Here is a 20532-nt window from a genome sequence, read left to right on the forward strand (position 1 = left end):
GGATATATCATAACGGATTCCGCATTGACAGCGGCTTTCTTAGCAGATATACGGCTGATATATCAGATGGAGCAATGATCATGTGGACCGGAGTTTTCCCCGCCGTCACGACCAAATTCACCGCCGACGATCGTCTCGATCATGCCGAGATGGAGCGCTGCTTTGCCCTGCAGATGGAGGCCGGCTGCGACGGCATCATCGTTTGCGGCTCGCTCGGCGAAGGGCCGATGCTGTCGCATGACGAGAAGATCGAGGTGCTGAAGACGGCCCAGAAAGTCGCCGGCAAGAAGCCGGTGCTGCTGACGGTCAACGAAGCCGGCACCCGCGAGGCCGCCAGCATCGCAAAGCGCGCCGCCAAGGAAGGCGCCAACGGCCTGATGGTGGTGCCGAGCCCGATCTACCATACCAATGAGGAAGAGACGGTGGCGGCCCTTCGCGCAGTTGCGCAGGCCGGCGACCTGCCGGTGATGATCTACTCCAACCGCCTGGCCTATCGCGTCGACGTCACCGTCGACCAGATGGAGGAACTGGCGTCGGACAAGCGCTTCGTCGCCGTCAAGGAATCCTCCGACGACATCCGCCGCTCGACCGAGATCATCAATCGTCTGGGCACCCGATACGACCTGTTCACCGGCGTCGACAATCTGGCCTTCGAGGCGCTGTCGGTCGGTGCCATCGGCTGGGTGGCCGGCCTGGTCACCGCCTTCCCGCGCGAGACCGTCGCCATCTACCAGCTGATGAAGCAGGGCCGCCGCGAGGAGGCGCTTTCGATCTACCGCTGGTTCCGGCCGCTGCTCGATCTCGACGTCTCGACCTATCTGGTGCAGAACATCAAGCTTGCCGAAGTGTTCGCCATTCAAACCAATGATCGCGTGCGCATGCCGCGCCAGCCGCTGTCGGGCGGGCGCCGCAAGGCGGTCGAAAAGATTATCAAGGACGCGCTGGCAGTGCGGCCAACGCTGCCGCAGTTCTAGGCGGGATATGTCGCCGCAGTCCTCCTCATCCGGCCGCTTCGCGGCCACCTTCTCCCCGCCGGGGAGAAGGTGGCCCGAAGGGTCGGATGAGGGGGCTGGCTGTAAGGGGCGGGATTGGCACATGCACTACGGCACGCAGCCATGAATAGCGATGCTGCAATCGACATCGCCATCATCGGCGGCGGCATCATCGGCATCTGTGCGGCCGCTTCGCTCGCCGAGGCCGGGCGCGACGTCACGGTCTTCGACCGTACCGGCATCTGCGAGGAGACGAGTTCCGGCAATGCCGCCGCCTTCGCCTTCTCCGACGTGCTGCCGCTGGCCCACAAGGGCATGATCCGGCAATTGCCGAAATGGCTGGCCGATCCGCTCGGGCCACTCAGCATCCCGCCGGCCTACCTGCCGAAGCTCCTGCCCTGGCTGATCCGTTTCTGGCGGGCCGGCGCACCGGAGAAATACGAGGCGAGCCTCGCCACCCAGGCCGGCATGATGAAGCTCGCCGAAACGGAGTGGATGGGGTTGCTCGGCCGCTCCGGCACGCGATCGATGCTGCGCGAGGACGGCTCGCTGGAACTTTACGAAAGCGAAGCCGAGTTTCAGGCCGGGCTGTCCGGCTGGGCCGCGCGCGAACGTTTTGGCATCGGCTTCCGCCATGTCGAGGGCGAGGACCTTGCGACGCTGCAGCCGGGCCTGTCGCCACGCTTCGTCAAGGGCACGTTCGTGCCGGGCTGGAAGACGGTCGCCGACCCAAAGCTGCTCGGCAAGGCGGTGTGGGCCTATGCGGCGTCCAAGGGCGCGCGTTTTCAAATGGCTCGGATCGACCGTGTCGCGGCGGACCAGGATGGTGCGACGCTGACGCTGGCCAATGGATCCACAAGGCGTGCGAGGCAGCTCGTCATCGCCGCCGGCGCCTGGTCGCACCTTCTGGCCAGGCAGCTCGGCGACCGCATTCCGCTCGAAACCGAGCGCGGCTACAACACGACCTTGCCGACGAGCGCCTTCGACGTGAAGCGGATGCTGATCTTCTCCGGCCATGGCTTCGTCATCACGCCGCTGGAAACCGGCTTGCGCGTCGGCGGTGCGGTCGAACTCGGCGGCATCGAACGGCCGCCCAATTATGCCAGGTCGAAGGCGCTGCTGCGGAAGGCGCAGAAATTCCTGCCGGGGCTCGATCCCTCGGGCGGGCGCGAATGGATGGGGTTCCGGCCCTCGCTGCCGGATTCGGTGCCGGTCATCGGCAAGGCGCAAGGAAGCCGGCCGGTGGTCTATGCCTTCGGCCACGGCCATCTCGGCCTGACCCAGGCGGCCGCCACCGGGCGGTTGATCCGGGGGCTCGTCCTGGGGCAGACTCCACCTGTCGATCTGGCCCCCTTCAGTCCACAACGGTTTTGATTTTTTCGGGTTTGATTTTCGAGGAACGACATGGCCAAGAAATCCTTCTTCTGCATCGACGGCCACACCTGCGGCAATCCGGTGCGGCTGGTCGCCGGCGGCGGACCATTGCTGCAGGGTTCGACGATGATGGAACGGCGCGCGCATTTCCTCGCCGAGTATGACTGGATCCGCACCGGATTGATGTTCGAGCCGCGCGGTCACGACGTGATGTCCGGCTCGATCCTCTACCCGCCGACGCGCGAGGATTGCGACATCGCCATCCTGTTCATCGAAACCTCCGGCTGCCTGCCGATGTGCGGCCACGGCACCATCGGCACGGTGACGATGGCGATCGAGCACGAGCTGATCAAGCCGAAGACGCCAGGCGTGCTGAGGCTCGACACGCCGGCCGGCCTGGTCATCGCCGAATACAAACAGGTCGGCGAATATGTCGAGGAGGTGCGCATCACCAACGTGCCGTCCTTCCTTCATGCCGAAGGTTTGACGGTCGAGTGTCCCGGGCTTGGCGAGATCACCGTCGATGTCGCCTATGGCGGCAATTTCTACGCCATCGTCGAGCCGCAGGCGAACTACCGCGACATGGCCGACTATTCCGCCGGCGACTTCATCGCCTGGAGCCCGGTGGTGCGGCAGCGGCTCAACGAGAAATACACTTTCGTGCATCCTGAGAACCCAGGCATCAACCGGCTGTCGCACATGCTGTGGACCGGCAGCCCAACGGTCGCGGGAGCCGACGCCCGCAACGCCGTCTTCTACGGCGACAAGGCGATCGACCGCTCACCCTGCGGCACAGGCACCTCGGCACGCATGGCGCAGCTTCACGCCAAGGGCAAGCTCAAGGCCGGCGACAGCTTCGTCCATGAATCGATCATCGGCTCGCTGTTCAAGGGCAAGGTCGAAAAGGAGGTCACGGTCGCGGGAAAGCCGGCGATCATTCCCTCGATCGGCGGCTGGGCGCGCACGACCGGATTGAACACGATCTTCATCGATGACCGCGATCCGTTCGCGCATGGGTTCATCGTCAAATAGTCGATTCATCACGCTAGGGAAGGCGCGCAAACGCAAAAGGGAATTCTGTCAGGAACGCAACGATTCTTCTCATCACCTAATTTTGACGGCGATTTCTTCGAAGCGGGGCGCATGATGAGGTCGAATCGTCAAAGACATTGCGTTATGCCAATGGTAGGGTCCGCGATAGTCCAGGGGTCGGGAGCGAAAAAACGGGCAATCGGACGGCGTGCCGCCAAAACACGCATGACGATTGAAAAATCACGTTGCAATCCGGCCTCGAAACTTTACGACTAGGGGAAATACGAAAAGGAATGCGTCTGCATGGGCGACATTCCAGGGGAGCCATGTACACATGCAGTATTTTGTCCAGCAGCTTATCAACGGGCTGACGCTGGGATCGATCTATGGGCTGATCGCGATTGGCTATACGATGGTCTACGGCATCATCGGCATGATCAACTTCGCCCATGGCGATATCTTCATGGTGGGCGCCTTCGCGGCGCTGATCGTGTTCCTCATCCTCGGCGCGCTGTTCTACTCGGTGCCCGTGGTCATCGCACTGCTGGTCATGATGATCGTGGCGATGCTGCTCACCAGCCTCTACAACTGGACGATCGAGAAAGTCGCCTACAGGCCGCTGCGCGGCTCGTTCCGCCTGGCGCCGCTGATCACCGCTATCGGCATGTCGATCGCACTGTCGAACTTCGTCCAGGTGACCCAAGGACCGCGCAACAAGCCGATCCCGCCGATGGTCTCCGAGGTCTACAACATCAACGGTGTCAGCGTGTCGCTGAAGCAGATCATCATCGTCATCGTCACCGCGCTGCTGCTGGCGCTGTTCTGGTACCTGGTCAACAAGACCTCGCTTGGCCGCGCCCAGCGCGCCTGCGAACAGGACCGCAAGATGGCGGCGCTGCTTGGCATCGATGTCGACCGCACCATCTCGATCACCTTCATCATGGGCGCCGCCCTCGCCGCCGTCGCCGGCACGCTGTTCCTGATGTATTACGGGGTTGTTGCCTTCTCCGACGGCTTCACGCCTGGTGTGAAAGCCTTCACGGCCGCAGTGCTCGGCGGCATCGGCTCGCTGCCGGGCGCCGTACTCGGCGGGCTGCTGATCGGCTTCATCGAAAGCATGTGGTCGGCGTATTTCTCGATCGACTACAAGGACGTCGCGGCGTTCTCGATCCTGGCGATCGTGCTGATCTTCCTGCCTTCCGGCATTCTGGGCCGGCCAGAAGTCGAAAAGGTCTGAGATCATGGCGGTCACCGTATCTCCCGAGCGCGACACCGTCGCCACCCCTGTCCAACGCGCCCTTAAGGAAGCGTTCTATGCCGGCGCTATTTCGTTTGGCCTGTTCGTGCTGTTCATCGGGCTGAAGACCGGCCAGAACATGTCCAATGAACTGGTCGTGACGACGCGCTGGGGCCTGCTCGCGGCCGTGGTCATCGCCACGGCCGTCGGACGCTTCCTCTATGTCGCCTACGGCCAGCCGTTCATGGCCAGCCAGAAGATAACCAATGTTGCCACCGGCCTGTTGCCGGCCAGCGTGGCGTCACGGTTCTTCCAACTGCCGTGGTTTATCGCGGCCGTTGTCGCGGCGGTGCTGCTGTTTGCATTGAACAGTTCTCTCGCCGGATGGGTGGGAGCAGAACCGGCTGGCTATCTGCAATTCCTGCGCGCCGTTGCGGTCATCTACGTGCTGGCTTGCGTGATCTACTACTTCCGCGCCTTCATCCATGCCAACTTCACCAAATTGGGCATCACGGCCTTGGTGCTGTACCCGATCCTGGTGATCGCGGTGCTGTCGCTGAACGCCTGGTCGATTGTCGGCGGGATGCAGGGTTCGCTGAAATGGGTCGATAATTTCGGCATCCAGATCCTGATCTATGTGATGCTGGCATGGGGCCTGAACATCGTCGTCGGCCTCGCTGGCCTGCTCGACCTCGGCTACGTCGCCTTCTACGCACTTGGCGCCTATGCGTATGCACTTCTCGCCACGCATTTCGGCCTGTCTTTCTGGATCCTGTTGCCGGCCGCGGGCGCCATGGCGGCGCTGTGGGGCGTGCTGCTCGGCTTCCCGGTGCTGCGCCTGCGCGGCGACTATCTGGCAATCGTCACGCTGGCTTTCGGCGAGATCATTCGCCTGGTGCTGATCAACTGGCGCGAGGTCACGAACGGGTCGGCCGGCATTTCCGGCATTCCCAAGGTCAGCTTCTTCGGCCTGATGTCGTTCAACGTGTCAGACCCGAACTACATTGCCAAGGTGCTAGGCATCGCCCAATCAGGCGCCTACTACAAGATCTTCCTCTACTACCTGATCCTGGGCCTTTGCCTGCTCACCGCCTTCGTCACCATCAGGCTGCGCCGTCTGCCGGTCGGCCGTGCATGGGAAGCCTTGCGCGAGGACGAGATCGCCTGCCGCTCGCTCGGCATCAACACCACCACCACCAAACTGACCGCCTTTGCAACCGGTGCCATGTTCGGTGGCTTCGCCGGCTCTTTCTTCGCCGCGCGGCAAGGCTTCGTCAGCCCGGAATCCTTCGTCTTCCTGGAATCGGCCATCATCCTGGCCATCGTCGTGCTCGGCGGCATGGGATCGCTGGTCGGCATCGCGGTTGCCGCGATGGTGATGATCGGCGGCACCGAGGCGCTGCGCGAACTCGACTTCCTCAAGCAGATCTTCGGGCCGGACTTCACGCCCGAACTATACCGCATGCTTTTGTTCGGCATGGCCATGGTCATCGTCATGCTGTGGAAGCCGCGTGGCTTCGTCGGCAGTCGCGAACCGACGGCTTTCCTGAAAGAGCGAAGGGCGGTCTCCGGGTCCTTTACCAAGGAAGGACACGGCTGATGAATGCGAACCCGATCGAGAAGACCAACACCGGCATGAACGACGCTATCCTGCAGGTCGAACACCTGTCGATGAAGTTCGGCGGCCTGGTCGCCATCGGCGACCTGTCCTTCACCGCCAGGCGCGGCGAGATCACGGCGCTGATCGGTCCCAACGGCGCCGGCAAGACCACCGTGTTCAACTGCATCACCGGCTTCTACAAGCCATCGGAAGGCATGATCACGCTCAACCGGGCCGACGGCTCGAGCTACCTGCTGGAGCGGCTGCCCAACCACGAGATCCCGGCGCGCGCCAAGGTGGCGCGCACCTTCCAGAACATACGCCTGTTCTCGGGTATGACGCTGCTGGAGAACCTTCTGGTTGCCCAGCACAACAAGCTGATGAAGGCATCCGGTTATACGGTGCTTGGCCTGTTCGGCTTCAGTGGTTATCGCAAGGCCTCGGCCGAATCGGTGGAGCTCGCCAAGCACTGGCTGGAGAAGGCGGACCTCGTCGACCGTGCCGACGATCCGGCCGGCGATCTGCCCTATGGCGCGCAGCGGCGGCTCGAGATCGCGCGTGCCATGTGCACCGGGCCGGAGCTTCTGTGCCTCGACGAGCCGGCAGCCGGTCTCAACCCGAAGGAATCGCTGGCGCTCAATGCGCTGTTGATGGACATCAAGAATACATCGGGCACCTCGATCCTGCTGATCGAGCACGACATGTCGGTGGTCATGAAGATTTCCGACCACGTCGTGGTGCTGGAATATGGCCGCAAAATCTCCGACGGCAACCCGCAGTCGGTGCGAACCGATCCACGCGTCATCGCTGCCTATCTCGGCGTCGACGACGAGGAGGTCGAGACGGTGCTGACCGAAGTCGGCGACGAGGACGTCATCGAACAGCTAGACACCGGTCCGGATTCCGCGCATGGGCCGGGCACGTCATCGTCGTATCTCGCCGGGCCGGTGAGCGACACGGTTAGCCACAGCGAAGGTGAGCGCGTCACGGTGTCCAAGGGCGCCTCGAAGGCGGCACAGGTCGATGCGCGCGCGGCGAGCGTGACGAGCAGGCCAATCGTCGCCAACCCGGCTCCGGCAGCCAAGCCGGCGGCGAAAACGACAGCGAAGAAACCGGCGGCCAAGAAAACGGCCGCGACGAAAACGGCCGAGACGAAAACGATGGGCAAGGCGCCCGCGGCGAAGGCCGAAGGCGTTTCGAACCGCCTCGCTGCCCCACGTGGCGGCAAGGCCGACAACCTGACCCGCATCAAAGGCATCGGTACGGTCAACGAGAAGAAGCTCAACGAACACGGGATCTTCCATTTCGACCAGATCGGCGCCTGGAAGAAGGCCGATGTCGAGGCGGTCGAAGCCTATCTCGCCTTCGATGGACGCATCGCGCGCGAGGAATGGGTCAAGCAGGCCAAGCTGCTCGGCCAGGGCAAGGATACGGAATTCTCGCGCCGCGTCGATGCGGGCAGGGTGGCGACCAGCCATGCTTCCGGGAAGGCTGCAAAAGCGGCTTCGAAGACCACAAACGTGGCTTCAGAAAAGACCGCAAAAGTGGCTTCGAAGACCGCAAACGCGGCTTCCGGGAAGACTGCTGCCAAGCCTGCCGCAGGCAAGCGCGGAGGGGGCAAGTGATGGCCGGGACAACGCTGCTCGATATCAAGGGTGTGCAGACCTACTACGGCAACATCCGGGCGCTGAATGGCGTCGACGTCACCGTCAGGGAGGGTGAGATCGTGGCGCTGATCGGCGCCAACGGCGCCGGCAAGTCGACGCTGATGATGACCATCTTCGGCGCGCCACGGGCTCGCGCGGGCACGATCACCTTCGCCGGCACCGACATTACCCAGTTGCCGACGCACGAGATCGCACGCATGCGCATCGCGCAATCGCCGGAGGGGCGCCGCATCTTCCCGCGCATGACGGTGATGGAAAACCTGCAGATGGGCGCCAGCCTCGACAACCTCAAACATTACGACGAGGACGTCGAGAAAGTGTTCACGCTGTTCCCGCGGCTGAAGGAGCGCATCGCCCAGCGTGGCGGCACGCTGTCGGGCGGCGAGCAGCAGATGCTGTCGATCGGACGCGCGCTGATGGCCCGGCCGAAACTGCTGCTGCTCGACGAACCGTCGCTGGGGCTGGCGCCGCTGATCGTCAAGCAGATCTTCGACGCCATCCGCGAGTTGAACCGCACGCAAGGGCTGACGGTGTTCCTGGTCGAGCAGAACGCGTTCGGCGCGCTCAAGCTCGCCACGCGCGGCTACGTCATGGTCAATGGCAATGTGACGATGAGCGGCACCGGCAAGGAACTGCTCGCCAATCCGGAAGTGCGCGCCGCCTATCTCGAAGGCGGACATCATTGAGTTTGGAGCGGGATGTGCATCCGGCATTCCGCTCCAAATTGTTTGTCACATGATCTTTGTCCGAAAGTCTGGAACTTGTCGGGATCATGCCAGGGAGACTTCACCATGCAAGGCATTCTCTATGAGGAACCGTCGATCTGGCAGTTCTTCTTCGTCACCTGCCTGCTCGGCGGCTGGGCTGCCTGGATGACCGGCAAGGCCAGCGCCCAGACGTGGCGCAGCTTTATTCAGCTGTTCGCCTATCTGCTGGGGCTCGGCATCGGCATCCGCTTCATCCATCATGCGCTGTTCGACGGCACGATGTTCTCGCTGCATTACTATGTCGTAGACACCATCGTGCTGATGATATTGGGCTTCGTCGGCTATCAATACACACGAACCAACCAGATGGTCACACAGTATAATTGGCTCTACGAAAGAGCTTCGATTTTGAGCTGGAAACCGAAAGGTTGACGTTCATCATTAACGCCGCGTCAGGGATGAAACGGCGTGACAAGTGCCTGAAAATCGGCAAACTATGCTTTCTGCGATAAGGGTGGGCATCGCATGAAAGCTTCATCCACGCCCACTCCGTTAATGGGAGCGTTTAAATGAAAAAGTCACTTTTGTCCGCCGTGGCCCTGACCGCGCTTATCGCGTTCAGCGGCAATGCGTGGGCTGACGTACTGTTCGCCGTCGCCGGTCCGATCACCGGCCCGAACGCGGCCTTCGGCGCACAGTTGCAGAAGGGCGCCGAGGCGGCCGTCGCTGCGATCAATGCCAAGGGCGGCATCAATGGCGAGCAGATCAAGCTCGAAATCGGTGACGACGTCTCCGATCCGAAGCAGGGCATCTCGGTCGCCAACAAGTTCGTCGGCGACGGCGTCAAGTTCGTGATCGGCCACTTCAACTCGGGCGTCTCGATCCCGGCCTCGGAAGTCTACGCCGAAAACAACATCGTCGAAATCACGCCGGCCGCGACCAACCCGAAGTTCACCGAGCGCGGCCTGTGGAACGTGTTCCGCACCTGCGGACGCGACGACCAGCAGGGCGCCATCGCCGGCGCCTACATCGCCGCGAATTTCAAGGATGCCAAGGTCGCCGTCATTCATGACAAGACCCCCTATGGCCAGGGCCTTGCCGACGAAACCAAGAAGGCAATGAATGCCGCTGGCGTCAAGGAAGTCATGTATGAAGGCATCAATGTCGGCGACAAGGACTTCTCGGCGCTGATCGCCAAGATGAAGGAAGCCGGCGTCACCCTGATCTACTGGGGCGGCCTGCATACCGAAGCCGGCCTGATCATCCGCCAGTCCGCGGACCAGGGCCTGAAGGCACCGATGATGTCGGGCGACGGCATCGTGACGGACGAGCTTGCGGCGATCGCGGGCGACGCCGTTGCCGGTACGCTCAACACGTTCGGCCCCGACCCACGCCTGATCCCGGCCAACAAGGAACTCGTCGAGAAGTTCCGCGCGCAGGGCTTCGAGCCGGAAGCTTACACGCTCTACGCCTACGCCGCCGTGCAGGTGGTCGCCGAGGCGGCCGCTGCCGCCAAGACGAACGACCCGCAGGCCGTTGCCAAGGCGATGCATGAAAATGGTCCGTTCCCGACCGTTCTGGGCGATCTTGCCTATGACGCCAAGGGCGACCCGAAGCTGCCAGGCTACATCATGTACGAGTGGAAGAAGAAGGACGACGGAAAGTATTCCTGGTTCCCGAAGTCGTAATCCACTCAGACAGATCTGAGACCAATGATGCCCGGCGCCACGCGCCGGGCATTTTCTTTGGCGCATTCCGGTGGCCGATGACCTTTCTTCGCCGGCTCTCCTTAGGCCGGAGAGATCGCATCCAGGATCGAAATTGTCGCCCTTGTTCCGCCCGTTCGAGCGAATGCGTGCGAGTGTTGGCCGGATAATTGATTTAAATCGGTTTAAATGCGCGTTGATTTTGTTTGCACTGCAGCATTTTCACGCTAATCATGGCGCCGGTTTCTCTTCCCTTCCGCTGCTGGAGCCCAGTCCTTGGCCATCACGAAGATCCTCGTCGCCAACCGGTCAGAAATCGCCATCCGCGTCTTTCGCGCGGCCAACGAGCTGGGCCTCAAAACCGTGGCGATCTGGGCCGAGGAAGACAAATATTCGCTGCACCGCTTCAAGGCCGACGAGAGCTACCAGGTCGGGCGCGGCCCGCATCTCACCAAGGACATGGGGCCGATCGAGAGCTATCTGTCGATCGAGGAAGTGATCCGCGTCGCCAGGCTTTCGGGCGCCGATGCGATCCACCCGGGTTACGGGCTTCTGTCGGAAAGCCCCGAATTCGCCGAGGCCTGCGCGCAGGCCGGCATCACCTTCATCGGGCCGAAGCCGGACACGATGCGCCGGCTCGGCAACAAGGTGGCGGCGCGCAATCTGGCCATCGAGGTCGGCGTGCCGGTGATCCCCGCCACCGATCCGCTGCCCGACGACATGGACGCGGTCAAGAAACTGGCCAAGGAGATCGGCTATCCGGTGATGCTGAAGGCCTCGTGGGGCGGCGGCGGACGCGGCATGCGCGCCATCCGCGCCGAGGCCGATCTCGCCCGCGAGGTTACGGAAGGCAAGCGCGAGGCGAAAGCCGCCTTCGGCAAGGACGAGGTCTATCTCGAAAAGCTGATCGAGCGGGCCCGCCATGTCGAGGTGCAGGTGCTTGGCGACACCCACGGCAACGCCGTGCATCTCTTCGAGCGCGACTGCTCGATCCAGCGCCGCAACCAGAAAGTCGTCGAGCGTGCGCCCGCGCCCTATCTCGAAATGTCGCAGCGCGAGGAGTTGTGCGGCCACGCGCTGAAGATCGCGCGAGAAACCAGCTACATCGGCGCCGGCACGGTCGAGTTCCTGCAGGATGCCGATACCGGCAAGTTCTATTTCATCGAGGTCAACCCGCGCATCCAGGTCGAACATACCGTCACCGAGATGGTGACCGGCATCGATATCGTCAAAGCCCAGATCCACATTCTCGACGGCTTCGCCATCGGCACGCCGGAATCGGGCGTGCCGGCGCAGAGGGACATCAGGCTGAACGGCCACGCCTTGCAGTGCCGCATCACGACCGAGGATCCCGAGCATAATTTCATCCCGGATTACGGTCGCATCACCGCCTATCGCGGCGCCACCGGCTTCGGCATCCGCCTTGATGGCGGCACCGCCTATTCCGGCGCGGTCATCACCCGCTTCTACGATCCGCTGCTGGAGAAGGTGACGGCCTGGGCGCCGACGCCTGCCGAGACCATCGCGCGCATGAACCGCGCCTTGCGCGAGTTCCGCATCCGGGGCGTCGCCACCAACCTCACCTTCCTCGAAGCGATCATCAATCACCCGAGCTTCGCCGACAATTCCTATACGACCAAGTTCATCGACACGACGCCGGAGCTGTTCCAGCAGGTCAAGCGGCAGGACCGGGCGACCAAGCTCGTCAACTACCTGGCTGACGTCAGCGTCAACGGCCATCCCGAGACACGCGGCCGGCCGATGCCGAAGGCCGATGCGGCGCCGCCCGTGGTGCCCTATCTCAACGGCAACGTCCCCGCCGGCAGCAAGCAGAAGCTCGATGTGCTCGGCCCGGAAAAGTTCGCCGCCTGGATGCGCGAGCAGAAGGAAGTGCTGGTCACCGACACGACGATGCGCGACGGCCATCAGTCGCTGCTGGCGACCCGCATGCGCACGCATGACATAGCCGGCATCGCCGGCACCTATGCGCGCGCCCTGCCGCAGCTTCTGTCGCTGGAATGCTGGGGCGGCGCGACCTTCGACGTGGCGATGCGCTTCCTCACCGAGGACCCGTGGGAGCGGCTGTCGCTGGTGCGCGAGGCGGCACCCAATGTGTTGCTGCAGATGCTGCTGCGCGGCGCCAATGGCGTCGGCTACACCAACTATCCCGACAATGTCGTGCAGCATTTCGTCAAGCAGGCCGCAAGCGGCGGCATCGACCTGTTCCGTGTCTTCGACTGCCTGAACTGGGTCGAGAACATGCGCGTCGCCATGGACGCGGTCGGCGCCGAGGGCAAGCTGATCGAAGCGGCGATNGCGTCTTCGACTGCCTGAACTGGGTCGAGAACATGCGCGTCGCCATGGACGCGGTCGGCGCCGAGGGCAAGCTGATCGAAGCGGCGATGTGCTACACCGGCGATATTCTCGATCCGGCGCGGGCCAAGTACGACCTGAAATACTATGTCGGGCTGGCCAGGGAATTGCAGGCCGCCGGCGCCCACATCATCGCGGTCAAGGACATGGCCGGCCTGCTGAAGCCGAGCGCTGCCCGCGTGCTGTTCAAGGCGCTGCGCGAGGCGACCGACCTGCCGATCCATTTCCACACCCACGACACGTCGGGCCTGTCGGCGGCGACGGTGCTGGCGGCGGTGGAGAGCGGCGTCGACGCCGTCGACGCGGCGATGGATGCCTTCTCCGGCAACACGTCGCAGCCTTGCCTGGGCTCGATCGTCGAGGCGCTGAAGGGTACCGAGCGCGATCCGGGCCTCGACCCTCAATGGATCCGCAAAATCTCGTTCTACTGGGAAGCGGTGCGCAACCAGTATGCCGCCTTCGAAAGCGACCTGAAAGGACCGGCCTCGGAAGTCTACCTGCACGAAATGCCGGGCGGACAGTTCACCAACCTCAAGGAACAAGCGCGCTCGCTTGGGCTGGAGACGCGCTGGCACGAGGTGGCGCAGACCTATCACGACGTCAATTTGATGTTCGGCGACATCGTCAAGGTAACACCGTCGTCCAAGGTTGTCGGCGACATGGCGCTGATGATGGTGAGCCAGGATCTGACGGTCGCCGATGTCGAGAACCCGGCCAGGGACATCGCCTTCCCGGACTCGGTCGTCTCGATGCTGCGCGGCGATCTCGGCCAGTCGCCGGGCGGCTGGCCGCAAGCGCTGCAGAAAAAGGCGCTGAAGGGCGATAAGCCGATCACGGCGCGGCCCGGCTCGCTGCTGAAGCCCGCCGATCTCAAGGCCAGCCGCAAGGAGATCGAGGAGAAGCTCGAGCGCAAACTCTCGGAATACGAGTTCGCCTCGTGGCTGATGTATCCGAAGGTGTTTTCCGACTTCGCCGCGGCGCAGGAAGCCTACGGCCCGGTCAGCGTCCTGCCGACGCCGACCTATTTCTACGGCATGAAATCGGAAGACGAGATCTTCGTCGACATCGAGAAGGGCAAGACGCTGGTGATACGGTGCCTGGCCATCGGCGATGTCGACGACAAGGGCATGGTCACCGTGTTCTTCGAGCTCAACGGCCAGCCGCGTCGCGTCAAGGTGCCGGACCGGGCGCATGGCGCCTCCGCCGCCAAGGCGCGCCGCAAGGCCGAACCCGGCAATGAGGCGCATGTCGGCGCGCCGATGCCGGGCGTGGTTTCCGCGCTTGCGGTCGCCGCCGGCCAGGCTGTGAAGGCCGGCGACGTGCTGCTCTCCATCGAGGCCATGAAGATGGAGACGGCACTGCATGCCGAGCGCGACGGCACGGTCGCCGAGGTGCTGGTCAAGGCCGGCGACCAGATCGATGCCAAGGATTTGCTGATCGCCTTCGCCTGAAGGCTCACTCAAGCGGGCAGGCTGTCGGCTTCTGTCGGCAGCCCTTGGCGCGCTGTTCGATAACCGCTTGACCCCGTGCCCCCGGTCGGGCATCGAACCGCTGAAATTCGCCGTGGCACGGTCCCCGAGTCGCGGCGCAGAACCGATTTTTTGGAGAAAAACATGGCCGACGATATCACCGAGACCAGCCAGACTGTTGCCGCCGGCCAGCTGCGTGCCCTCATCGAGCGCATCGAGCGGCTCGAGGAAGAAAAGAAGACGATCGCCGACGACATCAAGGAAGTGTTCGCCGAGGCCAAGGGCACCGGCTTCGACACCAAGGCGATCCGTACCATCATCCGTCTGCGCAAGAAGGATCAGGCCGAGCGCCAGGAGGAAGACGCCATCCTCGATCTGTATATGGCCGCGCTCGGCATGGTGTAGAGACTGTTTGGAAATTCTACTCTGGCGGCCATCTGATGGCGTTTTCTGCGCTTCCGGTGCTCATGGACCAATGTCCGCTCCGCTCCGGTTCTCGAAACCACCACCATATGACTCGCCAGAGCGAATTTCGAAACAGCCTCTAAGGGCTCGGCAACGATCTAAACCTGGGTGATGCTGGAGCGGCATCGAACCATGAGCGAATTCGACTTTGGCGGCCGTCGCGCCTCGGAATTCCGCCATCGCGGCTTCTGGTCGCAGTTCGCTGAACGGCATCCGGAAGAAAGGGCGCGGCTGGCGCGGCGTGGGCCTTGGTTCTGGCAGCGCGGATTGCCCGATTTTGCCCTGGTCCTGTCCATGTATGTCGCGCCCGCGCAGAATCATGTCGGCGTCTTCTTCGGCCGCAACGAGAAGTTCGGCGCCACGCAAAGCTGGTCGCGGCTGAAGCCGTTCCAGCCGGCGATCGAAGACAGGCTGAAGCTCAGACCGGAGCAAAGTTGCGAGGGCCTCGGCATCAATTCGATGTGGCGGGTGAACTGCTATGCCGAGGACAACTGGCCGGCGATGACCGACTGGCTGGTGACGGAATGCTCACGTGTCGAGCGCGCCGTTGTTGAAGTCCTGGGGCAGGGCTAGGTGATCGCGGATTTCTTCCGTTCGCGCTGGCTTGGCCAGGTGCCGCTCGACCGGCTGTTCTGGCGCGACATGATGCTCGCCGGGACATTGATCAATATGGCGTCTTCGGCGCTGGCGCTGGTCCTGCTCGGCCTCAAGCTGCCGCTGTGGCTGGTTCTGGCGGTGCATTTCGCGCCGGTGCCCTATAACATCTTCCTGACGTCGGCCGTGTGGCGGACGGCCGAGAGCGGCGCCAAGGCCTCACTGATGCTGCTGGGCTCCGCACTCTGGCTTATTGCCACCGTGGTCGTCTGAAGAACGGCACCAGACATTAAAAAAGGGCGGCCCGGGCCGCCCTTTTCCGGAGCTATAGGCTGCCGTTCAGGCGGCCGGTTCGAATTTCAGCGCCACGCCGTTGATGCAGTAGCGCAGGCCGGTCGGCGGCGGGCCGTCCTCGAAGACGTGGCCGAGATGGCTGCCGCAGCGGGCGCAGTGGCATTCGGTGCGGACCATGCCGTAGCTGCGGTCGATGGTGTTCTCGACCGAACCTGGCACCGGATCGTTGAAGCTCGGCCAGCCGGTGCCGCTCTCGAACTTCAGCTTGGATTCGAACAGCGGCTGGTCGCAGCCGACGCAGGAAAAGGTGCCGGCGCGCTTCTCGTAGAGCAAGGCGCAGCTTCCCGGACGCTCGGTGCCGTGGCCGCGCATGACCGCATATTGCTCCGGCGTCAGCCGGGCGCGCCATTCGGCGTCGGTGCGAGTAACGGGATAGGTGTGGGTGTCCATGTGATCTCCTCAGCCTTGGCGGCTCGTTATTGGTTGCAAGCTCATATTCGCACCAAGATAGGCATTTGTTACGGACATGCCCAGTTCTGGCGCACTCAATGCTTCCTTGAAAGCTGCTTCGTGGCGCCTTCCAGCCCGGCCAGCGTCAGCGGAAACATGCGGCCGCCGAAGATGTCGCGGATCATCGCGATCGAATGGGTAAAGCCCCAGTTCTTTTCGCTCTCCGGATTGAGCCATACCGCGTTCGGCCATTGCCGCAGCAGACGGCCGAGCCAGACAGCGCCGGCTTCCGGGTTCCAGTGTTCGACCGAGCCGCCGGGATGGGCGATCTCGTAAGGGCTCATCGAGGCATCGCCGACGACGATCACCTTGTAGTCCGGCCCGTATTTGTGGATCAAGTCGAAGGTCGGGACCGTTTCGGCATGGCGGCGCCGGTTGTCCTTCCACACGCCCTCGTAGAGGCAGTTGTGGAAATAGAAATATTCGAGCTGGCGAAATTCGGCGCGGGCGGCCGAAAACAGCTCCTCGACGCTTTTGATGTGATCGTCCATCGAGCCACCGACATCGAAGAACATCAAAAGCTTCACGGCGTTACGCCGCTCGGGCCGGGTCTGCACGTCGAGATAGCCGTGCTCGGCGGTGGCATGGATGGTGCCGGGCAGGTCGAATTCCTCCTCGGCGCCTTCGCGCACCCAGCGGCGCAGCCGCTTCAGCGCGATCTTGATGTTGCGGGTGCCGAGTTCGACGGCATCGTCGAAATTCCGGAATTCACGCTTGTCCCACACCTTCACCGCGCGGCGATTGCGGCTTTCATGCTGGCCGATGCGCACGCCTTCGGGATTGTAGCCATAGGCGCCGAAGGGCGAGGTGCCGCCGGTGCCGATCCATTTCGAACCGCCCTGGTGGCGGCCCTTCTGCTCCTCGAGCCGCTGTTTCAACGTCTCCATCAGCTTGTCGAAACCGCCGAGCGCCTCGACCAGTCTTTTCTCTTCCTCGGTCAGGTGCTTTTCGGCAAGCCGGCGCAGCCATTCCTCGGGAATATTGGCGACATCCACCGCATCCGATCCGCCCAGCGCCTCGATGCCCTTGAAGATATGCGCGAACACCTGGTCGAAGCGATCGATATGGCGCTCGTCCTTCACCAGGGCGGCGCGGGCGAGGTAGTAAAAACCTTCGACGTCGAAGTCGACCAGCCCGGCTTCCAGACCCTCCAGCAGCGACAGATATTCCCTGAGCGAGACGGGAACGCGCGCGGCCTTCAGTTCGAGGAAGAAAGGGATGAACATGGCCGATTATAGCAAATCGTACTCGATGAAGCCCGTGCGGCGGGCGACGTGGTCGTAAAGCTTGCGCGCGGTGGTGTTGGTCTCGTGCGTCATCCAGTAGACATTCTTGACGCCGATCTTGCCGGCTTCCTGCTTGACCGCCTCGATCAGTGCCGCACCGATGCCCTTGCCGCGGACGTCCGGGTCGGCGAACAAATCCTGCAGGTAGCAGTTGTTTTTCTCCGACCAGCCGGAGCGGTGGTACAGGTAGTGCGTGAGACCGACCGCCTTGCCGCCCAGTGTGGCGATGAAGCCTTTCGGCTCGAACTCACCCGGAGTGAACAGCCGCTTCCAGGTGATGGCGTAGATCTCTTCCGGCAGCTTGGTCTCGTAGAAGGTCAGGTAGTCGGTCCACAGCCGCCGCCAGTCGGCATGGTCGGATTGGGCAAGCGGGCGGACGGTGATCTCGGTCATTTCGTTTCCTCCGAAGGGGTCAGGTCGAAGCTGCCCACCTGTTCGGCTAACGGCAACGGTCCACAGCCGGGGAAAGCGCTAACCCTGCCTGCGCGCCAAGAAGGCCAGCCGCTCGAAAAGATGAACGTCCTGCTCGTTCTTCAGCAATGCGCCGTGCAGCTTGGGCAGCGCGTTCTTCGGGTCGGCGCGCAAATCCTCCGGCGCGATATCGTCGGCGACCAGCAGGCGGATCCAGTCGAGCGCCTCGGAGGTCGACGGCTTCTTCTTCAGCCCCGGCACTTCGCGGATCTCGTAGAATTGGGTGAGCGCCGCGCGCACCAGATCGTGCTTGATGCCGGGATAATGGACGTCGACAATCCTGTGCAGCGTCTCGACGTCGGGAAAGCGGATGTAGTGGAAGAAGCAGCGGCGCAGGAAGGCGTCCGGCAGCTCCTTCTCGTTGTTGGAGGTGATGATGACAATGGGACGGACGGCGGCGCGGATGGTCTCGCCGGTCTCGTAGACGAAGAACTCCATCCGATCGAGCTCCTGCAGGAGGTCGTTGGGAAACTCGATGTCGGCCTTGTCGATCTCGTCGATCAGGAGCACGACCTTCTTGCCGGCGGCGAAGGCTTGCCAGAGCTTGCCGCGCTTGATGTAGTTCTTGATGTCGTTGAACCTGGTATCGCCGAGCTGGCTGTCGCGCAGCCGCGACACGGCATCATACTCGTAAAGACCTTGCTGGGCCCGCGTCGTCGATTTGACGTGCCATTCGATGAGGTCGAGGCCGAGTGCCGCCGCCACCTGGCGGGCGAGTTCGGTCTTGCCGGTGCCGGGCTCGCCCTTGACCAGCAAGGGCCGCTCCAGCGCGATCGCCGCGTTGACCGCCACCATCAGATCCTTGTCGGCGACATAGGCCTCCGTGCCTTCGAAACGCATTTCTGCTCCTTGATTCATTCCAGGCGACCGTAAGGAGGCGGCTCGGCCCGCGCAAGGGTGGGGGTGTCCGTGACGACTGTGCAAGACCCGCGGGGAAAGAACGCCAATTCTCTGGCGCTTAGCCGACCGGCGGCCTATATTGGGCGGGACGGTCTGCGCTTCCCGGCAGGAGAACATTTTCCCCGGGGCCTTAACGATCCTTAGGGAGCTGTCCCTGGGAAGACCCGTGGGTTTTCTCACACGGCGCCCACCTACTTTGTAGGTTCCCGGGATCGCTCTCTCCACCGGTTGTGTGGATCGTCACTTCTTGCCCATCTCCGCGCATTCCGGTGGATGTTGCGGTAGAAAACGTCGCTCCTAAAACTTCATCCAGATTTGACCTTTTCTATCGTCGCGGCATGACATCTCTCAAAGACCTGAAAAAACAGCTGCGGCTCGAGGCTCTCGGCCGCCGCGATGCGCTTGATGAATTCTGGCGTGTGGAAGTTGCGCTCGAAATGGCCGAGACGGCGCGCGACCAGCTCACCATCGAACCCGGCCAGATCGTGTCGGGCTTCTGGCCGATGCGCTCGGAGGTCGATGTGCGGCCGCTGATGTTCGCCCTGCGCGAAAAAGGAGCAAGGCTCTGCCTGCCTGCCATTCTCGACAGGACGACAATCGTCTTTCGCGAGCTGGTGCGCGGTGCGCCGATGGTCGAGATGGGTTTTGGCACGGTCGGCCCGCACCACGAGGCCGAGGTGCTCGACCCCTCGGTGATGCTGGTGCCGCTCGCCGCTTTCGACGCGCGCGGCCATCGTATCGGCTATGGCGCAGGCTACTACGATCGCGCCATCGCCAGACTGGTCGACAATGGCCATGCGCCCCGGCTGATAGGCATCGCCTTCGACTGCCAGGAAGTTCCGCAGGTTCCGGACGAACCCCACGACATCATCATCCCGGAAATACTCACCGAGACCGGGTTGCGCCGCTTCACGCCAAAATTGTAGATAAATGGACGCATGATCTTTCACTGGCGTCATGCAGCTTTTGCTTCGCTGACTTTCGGTGCGGGATCATATGAGACTTCTCTTCCTCGGTGACATGGTAGGCAAGACGGGACGCACGGCGGTTTGGGAACAACTGCCCGGCCTGATCTCGGACTTCAAACTCGATTTCGTCATCGTCAATGGCGAGAATGCCGCCGGCGGTTTCGGCATCACCGAGGAGATATTCCGCGAGACCATCGCCGCCGGCGCCGATGTCGTCACCACCGGCAACCATGTCTGGGACCAGCGCGATGCGCTGGCCTTCGCGCCACGCGAGGAACGCTTCCTGCGGCCATCCAACTTCCCCAAGGGCACGCCCGGGCGCGGTTCCGGCGTCTACATCGCCAGGAGCGGCGCGCGCGTGCTGGTCGCCAACATCATGGGCCGGGTGTTCATGCATCCCGAGCTCGACGATCCGTTCCAGGCCGGTGAACGCGAGCTTGCCGCCTGTCCGCTCGGCGAGCAGGCGGATGCCGTGGTGATCGACTTTCACGCCGAGGCAACCTCGGAAAAGATGTGCTTCGCGCATTTCGTCGATGGCCGCGCCAGCCTCGTCGTCGGTACCCACACCCACCAGCCGACCGCCGACCACCAGATCCTCAATGGCGGCACCGGCTATTTGTCCGACGCCGGCATGTGCGGCGACTATGATTCCTCGCTCGGCATGGACAAGGAGGAGCCGCTCAACCGGTTCCTGTCGAAAGTGCCGAAAGGCCGGTTCGAGGCGGCGAACGGACCGGCGACATTGTGCGGCGTCGGCGTCACCATTTCCGACCGGACGGGACTGACCGAGAAAATCGCGCCGTTTCGTCGCGGGCCGCGCCTGGAAGAAACGGCTCCGTCCTTCTGGACGTGACATTGATATAGGCGTTCGCAATACCTAACTGCCG

At 62.9% G+C, this 20532-nt stretch carries 18 protein-coding genes, 1 other RNA gene and 1 pseudogene; 16 read left to right on the forward strand and 4 right to left on the reverse strand.

The window, feature by feature from the left end; genetic code table 11:
• The first annotated feature begins 80 nt into the window (after positions 1-80).
• From X741_RS154730 to X741_RS154675, 13 genes and pseudogenes are all read left to right on the forward strand, one after another.
• A complete protein-coding gene (locus X741_RS154730; RefSeq protein ID WP_023777621.1) occupies positions 81-974 on the forward strand; it encodes a dihydrodipicolinate synthase family protein in 894 nt (297 codons plus the stop codon).
• A 141-nt stretch (positions 975-1115) separates the two neighbouring features.
• Positions 1116-2366, forward strand: a complete 1251-nt coding sequence (locus X741_RS154725) for an FAD-binding oxidoreductase (RefSeq protein WP_023777622.1) — start codon at positions 1116-1118, stop codon at positions 2364-2366.
• Between the two features lie 30 nt (positions 2367-2396).
• Positions 2397-3398 carry a 4-hydroxyproline epimerase gene (locus X741_RS154720; protein ID WP_023766090.1) on the forward strand — a complete coding sequence of 334 codons (1002 nt, stop codon included), beginning with the start codon at positions 2397-2399 and terminating at the stop codon, positions 3396-3398.
• 334 nt (positions 3399-3732) lie between these two features.
• Positions 3733-4635: a branched-chain amino acid ABC transporter permease gene (locus X741_RS154715; protein ID WP_023766091.1), complete on the forward strand. Its 903-nt coding sequence runs from the start codon at positions 3733-3735 to the stop codon at positions 4633-4635.
• Between the two features lie 4 nt (positions 4636-4639).
• On the forward strand, positions 4640-6235 hold the full coding sequence (gene livM, locus X741_RS154710) for a high-affinity branched-chain amino acid ABC transporter permease LivM (RefSeq protein ID WP_023766092.1): 1596 nt from the start codon (positions 4640-4642) through the stop codon (positions 6233-6235).
• Positions 6235-7860, forward strand: coding sequence for an ATP-binding cassette domain-containing protein (locus tag X741_RS154705; RefSeq protein ID WP_023777623.1), 1626 nt, complete (start codon positions 6235-6237; stop codon positions 7858-7860). The genes livM and X741_RS154705 overlap by 1 nt, the downstream gene beginning before the upstream one ends.
• The gene (locus tag X741_RS154700; RefSeq protein WP_023777624.1) at positions 7860-8588 is read left to right on the forward strand and encodes an ABC transporter ATP-binding protein; all 729 of its coding nucleotides are present in this window, start codon (positions 7860-7862) and stop codon (positions 8586-8588) included. Before X741_RS154705 ends, X741_RS154700 begins: the two co-directional genes overlap by 1 nt.
• Before the next feature lie 105 nt (positions 8589-8693).
• Positions 8694-9041 carry a DUF6867 family protein gene (locus X741_RS154695; protein ID WP_023777625.1) on the forward strand — a complete coding sequence of 116 codons (348 nt, stop codon included), beginning with the start codon at positions 8694-8696 and terminating at the stop codon, positions 9039-9041.
• Between the two features lie 137 nt (positions 9042-9178).
• Positions 9179-10297 carry a branched-chain amino acid ABC transporter substrate-binding protein gene (locus X741_RS154690; protein WP_023766095.1) on the forward strand — a complete coding sequence of 373 codons (1119 nt, stop codon included), beginning with the start codon at positions 9179-9181 and terminating at the stop codon, positions 10295-10297.
• Positions 10298-10591: 294 nt separating this feature from the next.
• Positions 10592-14139: pseudogene (gene pyc, locus X741_RS01000000166490) on the forward strand (pyruvate carboxylase).
• A 162-nt stretch (positions 14140-14301) separates the two neighbouring features.
• Positions 14302-14562: a DUF2312 domain-containing protein gene (locus X741_RS154685; RefSeq protein WP_010912082.1), complete on the forward strand. Its 261-nt coding sequence runs from the start codon at positions 14302-14304 to the stop codon at positions 14560-14562.
• A gap of 192 nt (positions 14563-14754) precedes the next feature.
• The gene (locus tag X741_RS154680; protein ID WP_023777626.1) at positions 14755-15195 is read left to right on the forward strand and encodes a hypothetical protein; all 441 of its coding nucleotides are present in this window, start codon (positions 14755-14757) and stop codon (positions 15193-15195) included.
• Complete coding sequence (locus X741_RS154675; protein WP_023777627.1) at positions 15196-15489, forward strand: hypothetical protein; 294 nt, start codon at positions 15196-15198, stop codon at positions 15487-15489.
• Between the two features lie 66 nt (positions 15490-15555).
• Here the strand turns inward: X741_RS154675 and msrB are convergent, their stop codons facing one another.
• The 4 genes from msrB to X741_RS154655 form a co-directional block, all read right to left on the reverse strand.
• Positions 15556-15960, reverse strand: a complete 405-nt coding sequence (gene msrB / locus X741_RS154670) for a peptide-methionine (R)-S-oxide reductase MsrB (protein ID WP_013892492.1) — start codon at positions 15958-15960, stop codon at positions 15556-15558.
• A gap of 95 nt (positions 15961-16055) precedes the next feature.
• A complete protein-coding gene (locus X741_RS154665; protein ID WP_023777628.1) occupies positions 16056-17246 on the reverse strand; it encodes a VWA domain-containing protein in 1191 nt (396 codons plus the stop codon).
• Positions 17247-17252: 6 nt separating this feature from the next.
• Positions 17253-17699, reverse strand: coding sequence for a GNAT family N-acetyltransferase (locus X741_RS154660; RefSeq protein ID WP_023777629.1), 447 nt, complete (start codon positions 17697-17699; stop codon positions 17253-17255).
• 78 nt (positions 17700-17777) lie between these two features.
• Positions 17778-18617, reverse strand: a complete 840-nt coding sequence (locus X741_RS154655) for a MoxR family ATPase (protein WP_023777630.1) — start codon at positions 18615-18617, stop codon at positions 17778-17780.
• Between the two features lie 147 nt (positions 18618-18764).
• Here X741_RS154655 and ssrS point away from each other — a divergent pair.
• The 3 genes from ssrS to X741_RS154645 all read left to right on the forward strand — a co-directional run bounded on the left by ssrS (position 18765) and on the right by X741_RS154645 (position 20498).
• Positions 18765-18920: non-coding RNA, 6S RNA (gene ssrS / locus X741_RS1000000168220), on the forward strand.
• Between the two features lie 95 nt (positions 18921-19015).
• Positions 19016-19603 (forward strand): 5-formyltetrahydrofolate cyclo-ligase, encoded by a 588-nt coding sequence (locus X741_RS154650; protein WP_023777631.1) that lies wholly within the window; start codon positions 19016-19018, stop codon positions 19601-19603.
• Positions 19604-19673: 70 nt separating this feature from the next.
• The gene (locus tag X741_RS154645; protein WP_023777632.1) at positions 19674-20498 is read left to right on the forward strand and encodes a YmdB family metallophosphoesterase; all 825 of its coding nucleotides are present in this window, start codon (positions 19674-19676) and stop codon (positions 20496-20498) included.
• Positions 20499-20532: the final 34 nt, after the last annotated feature.

The organism is Mesorhizobium sp. LNHC221B00, assembly GCF_000502935.1.
GTDB lineage: Bacteria > Pseudomonadota > Alphaproteobacteria > Rhizobiales > Rhizobiaceae > Mesorhizobium > Mesorhizobium opportunistum.